This window comes from Bacillus cereus group sp. TH152-1LC (genome assembly GCF_027710505.1).
In the GTDB taxonomy this organism is placed as follows: domain Bacteria; phylum Bacillota; class Bacilli; order Bacillales; family Bacillaceae_G; genus Bacillus_A; species Bacillus_A mobilis.
This window is the reverse complement of the sequence record NZ_JAQFNK010000053.1, coordinates 1-8,493: the sequence shown is the minus strand read 5'-3', so window position 1 is coordinate 8,493 and position 8,493 is coordinate 1. Positions and strand designations below refer to the sequence as shown.

The window sequence follows — 8,493 nt, the reverse complement described above, 5'->3', positions numbered from 1 at the left end:
ACGTTGTTTGTTTCGTTCAGTTTTCAAAGAACTACTTGGTCGCTCATTTGCGACTTCCTTATGTTAACATCTTCGTTAGTTAATGTCAACTAAGTTTTTTATTTTTGTTTGTCGCTTTCGACGTTAATGTCATCGGCGACTTGTTCTATATTACACCTCTATACTCTAATCGTCAATACTTTTTATCCTTTTTATTTTATAAATTATAAAGGGGCTTAAACCTTCTTCGTTTATAACCTCGTACCTAGAGATTTATAAACTGCTGCAGTCACTTTCATAACTGACACTTTATACTCTCTTACTTACCTCTTACACCTTTCTAAAGAATGAATATCAAACCAAGCAAATATATATTAAAAGTAGCACTTTTTATTTCGAGTACATTCCTGCTGCAGTCACAATTATCTCCTACCACTTCTCTCTAGAAATTATAAATACACCACACATTTACTAAAATCTAATTAACTTAGGAGGCGTTATGAAATGCATGTTAATAAGAAGATCATTTATGTATCCCATGATGCCCATTTCCACGGAGCACAGCTGCTTTCTTTACATACCATTAAAGCTCTTAAAGAAAACTTTCATTACTCCGTCGCAATTATTTCGATTGGAACAGGTATTTTAATCCACGATTTTCAAAAGTATGGTCCTGTTTATTGTCTAGAGAAAGACTACCCAACGGAAGGAAATGTCGAATTATTAATAAAGAAGTTAGCATCACAAGGCTATACCATCGCGATATGTAGTACCGTCATAAGTGGTGATATAGTTGCATTACTAGCTAAACACAATATAAAAGTTATTTCATTAATACATGAATTGCCGCATTTAATACAACAGTACTCTGCCGAAGAAAAAGCGAGAAATATTACCGAGTCTGCTTACAAAATAGTCTTTCCTTCACAATACGTATATGAAAAATTCCGTACAATCACCCAATTAGATCATAAGAAGTGCCATATCCTCCCTCAAGGTTTATTTAACCATAATCCTTATAAGAACAATATTGCAAAAGCTAGAAACGAATTACGAAAAAAACACAACCTGCCTCTAGATAGTAAAATCATTTTGGGAGTAGGTTTCGCTGATCATCGAAAAGGGATAGATTTATTCTCACTTATTGCTTACTCAGTAAGAAAGGTTCATAGGAATATTCATTTTATCTGGGTCGGGAGAACAGACGTTCACTTCTTAAACACGCTATCCCCAAGATATACAGCACATTTCACATTAGTGGATCCTACTCCAGATATCGGTTTATATAACGCCGGGGCTGATTTATATTTATTAACTTCAAGAGAAGATCCTTTTCCCAACGTTGTTTTAGAAGCATTAGATACAAAAGTCCCTGTTATAGGGTTTAAAAACGCTGGAGGTTTTGAAGATGTTGTTACGGAACAAACTGGCGCATTAGTAGACTATTTAAACTTACCGATGATGCTGGAAAGAATCTATGAATTTCTTGGAGATGAAGATTTACGATTACAAAAAGGTAGCTTTGGCCAAGAACTTATTGAAAAAGATTTCAACTTTCTTCCTTACATTTATAAATTGTTAAACCTGCTTGAGCATAATTATAAAAAAATAAGCGTCATTGTACCGAACTATAATTACGAAAAATACTTACCTGACCGGGTTAAATCCATATTCAACCAAACCTATCCCCTTTACGAACTAATTTTCCTAGACGATGCCTCTACTGACAATAGTGTATCTACATTTGAAAAGCTGCTCTCAAACGAAAATAAGCCCCACCTAAAAGTTAAGCAAATTATTAATGATAAAAACTCTGGTTCTGTATTTAAACAATGGATAAAAGGCGTCTCTGCAGCAACTGGTGATTACATTTGGATTGCAGAGGCTGATGACTTATGTGATCAGACATTTTTAGAAGAAGTAATACAAGGGTTTCATATAAATAATGATGTTACCTTAGGCTACACACAATCAAAACAAATAGATGAACAAGGAAATATCCTGGCCAATCATTATTTGGACTACACAAATGATATTGATAAAGTAAAATGGCAGCGTCCTTATTTCCGAAAAGGGATAGATGAAATACGAGATACGTTACTGATCAAAAACACGATACCTAATGTCTCAAGTGTAGTTTTTAAAAACATAGACATGAAAACAACAGCAAAACAATTAGAAAAGTTCAAAGTAGCTGGTGATTGGTTTTTCTATGTTTCTATCCTTAAAGAGGGGGACATTTATTTCAATCCAAAACCGCTAAACTATCATAGACGACATACAAATAGCGTAACGAGAACAGAAGATTCATATTCCCATTACAGTGAAGTTGTACAAATGCAGAATTTCATTAAAGAAACCTTTACTATCGACGACATTTCAAAAAAGAAAATGTACACATATAGAAAATACCTTAAAGCATATTTGAAGATTTAATTATATATTTTCCTGACCATTAGTATCTCTTGTAAGATTTTACTATCATTTAAGGGGGTTACTCATTGAAAGAATTTATAGAGGCAAATAAAGATTTGATTTCTCAAATGGCACACAACTACAATGTAAATGCAAGTATCCATCCAGAGGATCATATCTTTCAATTCCTTGTCACGAATCCAGTCTTTCCGTCTAAAAAAGAAGCGATAGATTATTATTTTAAAGATGGAAGAAAATCAGCAGAAACACTCTTAGATTTAATTACTTCCTTTCATCCTCCTGTAAACACTCCAATTCAATTATTAGAATTCGCATCCGGGTATGGATGCGTAACACGTCATTTATTAAACTTACAAACGAACTTAAGTATAACTACCTGTGATATACATGAAGAGGCTATTACTTTTATTGAAAACACATTAAATACTTCTTCTATCTTATCTCACCCTGAACCTGAACAAGTAAAATTGGCCTCGTCTACGTATGATATCGTCTTTTGTCTATCCTTTTTTTCTCATATGCCTGATACAACTTGGTTTCGTTGGCTTCAAACATTGTATAATACTGTTTCCCCTGGAGGATTATTCATTTTCACAACTCATGGATATCAAAGTAAAAAGTACTTCGGCTTTCCCGATTTAAATGAACAGGGTTATTGGTTTCTCCCCTCTAGTGAACAACTGGATTTAGATGTTCATCAATACGGGCAAACGATCGTTAGCCCCTCTTACGTATGTGACAAAATTAAATTATTACCTTATAACCCTATCATCAAAAAATACACTGAAGGTTTTTGGTGGGAACATCAGGATCTTTGGGTAATAAAAAAAGAAATAAAATAATAAACCACGCTCTACTTATACAGAAGTAGGGCATGGTTTATTATTTTTTACTATATAAAAACTCTTCAATCCATAGCTTATTTAATCTAATTCCACTTTTGAAATCTATTTTCGGTTCCCAATTACATTCTCGTCTTACTCTATCTATATTTAAAATGATTTTTCGAACATTTTCTTGCCTTTGTTTATAGCAGATAAAGTCCACTTTTCGTTCCGTTAATTTCTCCAATTCTACTATAATTCGTTTTAAAGAGAGACCCTTGCCGCTCCCTATGTTATACACACAAGATTTCAAACGATTTAATTGTGATAGTTGTATAGTGATTTCAACTAAATCATCGATATAAATATAATCTCGAATAATCTCTTGTGGATTCCCATATATATTAATCTTTTCATTACTGAGATGCTGATACAAAAAACAATTTATCGCCCCAACTTTCTTTAAAGGATTTTGATATTTTCCATATGGATTAGAATATCTACATACAACATAATCCATTCCATATTTTTTCTTATAAAAGTACAAATAATTTTCAAGCGACACTTTTGTTATTCCATAAGGAGAAAGTGGTTTTAACGGATGTTCCTCATCAATAGGTAAATATTCAGGTTCACCGTAAACCGTGCCTCCAGAAGATGCTAATACAATTTTTTTAATAGGGAAATTTTTAACGCTTTCCATGAAGTTAAGAAAAAAAAAGCTACTGTTTATATCTCCAAAAACATCTTCAATTGAAGTTGCTACATTAGACGTTGCAGCTAAATAAATAATAATATCCACGTTCACTAAAGCTTTATAAATATCATCAACATTTGCTAAATCACCTTTAATAAACTCAACCTCACTTATAATATTTTGAGGGAAATTATTTATATGTCTGGAAAATACTTTTACATTTTGACCTTGTTTTAATAAACCGAACGCGAGGTTAATACCAATGAAACTATTTCCACCTACTATTAAATAATTATTCTTCCTCATAGTATCCTCTCTAGTAATAAGATTTTTGCTTATCACACCTAGAAATACAAATAAATGAACTTATTCACTTCTATTATTTATTCTCTTATAATTGTATGCCCCTAATAAATTTTCATTATCTTTATTTTATATTTTCCTTTTAGGATTACTACCTTATATAAGCTAACCGAAAAAAACACTCATAATATTTACTCATCCCTATGAATATATTGGATTAGTAAAAGCTTTCCCTCTCTATAAATAAAACTTTCAAAAAGGAGCACTACATTTATGAAGAATGTAAATCAAGAACTTTTAAATCAGGTAATCCTACATAAAGATCGAATTCCACATTTCCATAAAGACTTTCCCCTTATACTATTCTGGAGCCATAGAAGCGGATGCACTACTTTAGCTAATTGGTTCTTTTTTCAAATTGGATTGTTTAATGAAGCAAAGAAATACCATGACTTTATTCATTACTATGAGTTCTGGGTATATAAAAACAATATAAATTACATACCAGAGTTACAAAATAGTCTTCTAGCATCAAATAAAGATGTTTGTAAACTTGTACGGAATCCCTATACAAGGGCTGTCAGCTCATTTTTATTACTTGCTGACAATCCATATGCTAGCCCTCAATGGGAAAGTATCCGCCATTATTTATATAATGACAAATATAGTAACCGAGGAATATCATTTAAACAATTTTTATATTACGTTCGAGCATTCGGTTCCAATTCCCTAGCAATGGACATACATTTTAGCCAACAATACGTTCCAGGTGAAGAAAAATTCATCCAATACTATATTCCTTTAGAAGATTTTAATACTCAAATCACCAAACTAGAACATACGTACGATTTGATTAAATCCAATTTAGCGCTACTTGCAAATTCAGATCATCATCGCGCTCATAAAATGCTTTATACAGGAAGCTATGCAGAGCTCAGCATTACGGATGCCGCCTTCCCTCGCTTTCCAACATATGAAAGTTTTTATGATGAAGAGACCATGGCGTTAGTTACAGAAATATATGCACAAGACTTTGAAATGTATCCGTACACAAAAGGGATATTTTAAATCGATACATTCTTCAATGAATAAAAGCAAATGTATCGCATAGCATAAAGTGAAACTTTAATTAGCGCGGGGTTCTCCACCGCTAATTATTCCCTTCTCCCAATTGATTCCCTAAATTTCACCCACTCTCTTTGAGTTCACTGATTGTTGACGCATGTGTCATATGCATTTTTTACACAGGAGTGATGTCATGTGGAAGGTAATTTGAAGCACAATAATGGATATTGCGTTATTTGTGAGAAAAAAGCTACATTTATAGAGCATAATGATTGGCTCAGAGATCATTACTTATGTTCTACATGCCACTCTATACCAAGGCAGCGAGCTCTAATCCATGTTTTAAATACATTTTTTCCAAAATGGGGTTCCTATCATATCCACGAATCCTCTCCTGGAGGGATTACAACTCAACTACTAATAAAAAACTGCAAAAACTATACATACTCTCAATACTTTAAAAACTATCCTCTTGGCCAATACTTTCAAGGAATTAGATGCGAGAACTTAGAAGACATGACTTTTCAAAATGAATCTTTTGATTTATTCATTACTCAAGATGTCTTTGAACATGTAATGGAACCAAACAAAGCCTTTAAAGAAATAGAGCGTGTATTAAAGCCTGGCGGCGCTCATGTATTTACTGTCCCTTGGTATCACACACTCCCAAGGACTTTGCAAAGAGCAAGAATCAATAAAGAAGGAATTGAGTATATGGAAGAGCCGATTTATCATGGTAATCCTATTGATGAGAATGGGTCTTTAGTAACATTTGATTGGGGTCAAGATATGATTGAATATATTTATAAACATGCAAATATGTATACCATTGTTTATTTACAAAAGGATAGATCACTTGGGTTAGATGCTGAATTTTTACATGTTTTTGTTAGTAAAAAAACATGTAAGTAGCTGTTAATCACTACAGCATTCGGGGGTTTAACAAATGAATAACTTTAAGTTAGGAAGTGAATTTGATAACCTTGTTAGTCCACTATCTGATATTGAACTTCTAAATCTATTTATACAAAGTTGCTCCCAAACAAAGATAAATGGCATCCCAGTACCTACGTTCCCCCCTGAAGAAATTCAACAACAGTTTGTAGGTGCTTCCTATGAACATGCTCTTTATGAAGCATATTTGTTTTATAGCCTTGTAAAAACATATGCCCATAATTTAGGCGTTCCCTTGAATAAAGAACGGAAAATTTTAGACTTCGGTTGCGGATGGGGAAGAATCATACGCTTCTTTTTCAAAGATGTTCGCCATAAAAATTTACTTGGTATTGATGTAGACCCTGTAATGATTAACCTTTGTAATGAAACGTTAGGAAGAGGCAGATATAAACTAGCTCCCCCACAACCTCCTGTAGAATTTATTAATGATAATTCATTAGACATCATATTCGCTTATTCTGTATTCTCACATTTATCCGAAGAAACTGCAGAAAATTGGATAAAGGAATTTTCAAGAGTTCTTCGTCCAGGTGGAATCTTCATCGCCACAACACAAGCACGCTATTTTCTCGATTTCTGTCAACAATTTAAGGAACACCCTGAATTAATTCAAACGGGATGGCATAAAACTTTATCTCAAGCTTTTCCAGATATAAATCGTGCCATCTCGGATTATGAAAGCGGAAATTTTGTCCACAGCCCTACGGGAGCTGGAGATGTTAGAAATAGTAGCTTCTACGGGGAAACCGTTATACCTAGAACTTATATTGAAAATCACTATGAGAAGTATTTAAAGCTACGGGACTTTTTTGATGATGTAAACCGATTACCCCAAGCCCTATTTGTTCTCCAAAAAGATTAATCCTTTTCATTCATGATAATGCGCGTAATTTCATAATGAAAATCATTTTTTATCTCATCTATATCGAGCAAACTGTAAAAATGAATTCATTATGGAGCATACACAAACAGTAAGTAAATAACATATCTCGCGCTTTAAACTAGATCCAAAAAACCAAAAGTAACTTCCCACCACTTGAACTACGAAGAACATAAGGGGGATATATCTTGAAAATAATCGCTTTTTACTTACCACAGTTTCATCAAATAAAAGAAAATGACCGATGGTGGGGAAAAGGTTTTACTGAATGGACAAATACGAAAAGTGCACGACCTTTATTTTCAGGACATTATCAACCTAGAGAACCTTATCAAGATTTTTATTACGACTTAACCACCCCATCCGTAAGAAAGTGGCAAGCAGAAATCGCCAAAGCACACGGCATATATGGTTTTTGTTATTACCATTACTGGTTTAAAGGAAAAAGGCTATTGGAGACACCATTTAATGAGGTACTTCAGATGAAGGAACCAGATTTTCCATTTTGCCTTTCTTGGGCAAATGAACCGTGGACAAAAACTTGGGATGGTCTTGATAGTCACATATTAATGCCTCAAGATTACGGAGAATCATCAGATTGGAAAGAACACTTTGAGTATTTATTGCAAGCTTTCCAAGATGAGAGGTATATCCGTATAGATGATAAACCACTATTTATTATTTATCGTCCTGGGCACATCCCTGATTGTGAGCAAATGCTAAATTACTGGGATACACTCGCACAAGAACATGGTTTGAAAGGTATATACTTTGTAGAAACATTAAACAGCTTTCCACTTCCTAATATAAATGGATTCGATGCTAGCATTCAATTCGAGCCTTTTTATACAATTGCTCATGATAGCTCTTCAGACATCAATAAGATAATATATGAATCTGGTAAACAAATAAACGCTTGGGATTATGATAAAGTGTGGATGTATATACTAAAGCGATCTCCTCCAAAGAAAAAAACATTTCCCGGTGCCTTTGTTGACTGGGACAACACAGCACGCCGCAAAGACTTAAATAGCAGCATCTTTGTAGGCTCTACCCCTGAGAAGTTCACAATATATTTAAGCAAACAAATTCACCGTACGTTCTCCCTTTATGATAGCGAGTTTTTATTTATTAATGCGTGGAATGAGTGGGCAGAAGGTACTTACTTAGAACCAGATAAAAAGCATGGATTTGCCTATTTAGAAGGAGTTAAACAAGCAATTAACAGAGGTATGAAAGCATACAAAAAAGACGAGTCATACTGACTCGTCTTACAGTTGCTTGGCGACGTCCTACTCTCACAGGGACAAGGTCCCAACTACCATCGGCGCTAGAGAGCTTAACTTCCGTGT

The 8,493-nt window shown here is 33.9% G+C and carries 7 protein-coding genes; 6 read left to right on the top strand and 1 reads right to left on the bottom strand.

Translation table 11 applies throughout. The annotated features are described in order from the left end of the window. The first annotated feature begins 483 nt into the window (after positions 1 to 483). Both PDL00_RS34340 and PDL00_RS34335 read left to right on the top strand, forming a co-directional pair. Positions 484 to 2,415 carry a glycosyltransferase gene (locus PDL00_RS34340; RefSeq protein WP_270733811.1) on the top strand — a complete coding sequence of 644 codons (1,932 nt, stop codon included), beginning with the start codon at positions 484 to 486 and terminating at the stop codon, positions 2,413 to 2,415. Between the two features lie 65 nt (positions 2,416 to 2,480). Beyond that, a complete protein-coding gene (locus PDL00_RS34335; RefSeq protein ID WP_270733810.1) occupies positions 2,481 to 3,257 on the top strand; it encodes a class I SAM-dependent methyltransferase in 777 nt (258 codons plus the stop codon). A 40-nt stretch (positions 3,258 to 3,297) separates the two neighbouring features. On the opposite strand, the gene PDL00_RS34330 is transcribed toward PDL00_RS34335, so the two are convergent. Further along, complete coding sequence (locus PDL00_RS34330; protein ID WP_242257341.1) at positions 3,298 to 4,242, bottom strand: NAD-dependent epimerase/dehydratase family protein; 945 nt, start codon at positions 4,240 to 4,242, stop codon at positions 3,298 to 3,300. A 270-nt stretch (positions 4,243 to 4,512) separates the two neighbouring features. Here PDL00_RS34330 and PDL00_RS34325 point away from each other — a divergent pair, with 270 nt between their 5' ends. The 4 genes from PDL00_RS34325 to PDL00_RS34310 all read left to right on the top strand — a co-directional run bounded on the left by PDL00_RS34325 (position 4,513) and on the right by PDL00_RS34310 (position 8,406). Next, entirely contained in the window at positions 4,513 to 5,307 is a 795-nt protein-coding gene (locus tag PDL00_RS34325) for a sulfotransferase family 2 domain-containing protein (protein ID WP_242257340.1), read from the top strand. A gap of 192 nt (positions 5,308 to 5,499) precedes the next feature. Beyond that, positions 5,500 to 6,216: a class I SAM-dependent methyltransferase gene (locus PDL00_RS34320; RefSeq protein WP_242257339.1), complete on the top strand. Its 717-nt coding sequence runs from the start codon at positions 5,500 to 5,502 to the stop codon at positions 6,214 to 6,216. 34 nt (positions 6,217 to 6,250) lie between these two features. Continuing rightward, entirely contained in the window at positions 6,251 to 7,123 is an 873-nt protein-coding gene (locus PDL00_RS34315) for a class I SAM-dependent methyltransferase (RefSeq protein ID WP_270733809.1), read from the top strand. A gap of 206 nt (positions 7,124 to 7,329) precedes the next feature. Beyond that, a complete protein-coding gene (locus PDL00_RS34310; RefSeq protein WP_242257337.1) occupies positions 7,330 to 8,406 on the top strand; it encodes a glycosyltransferase WbsX family protein in 1,077 nt (358 codons plus the stop codon). Positions 8,407 to 8,493: the final 87 nt, after the last annotated feature.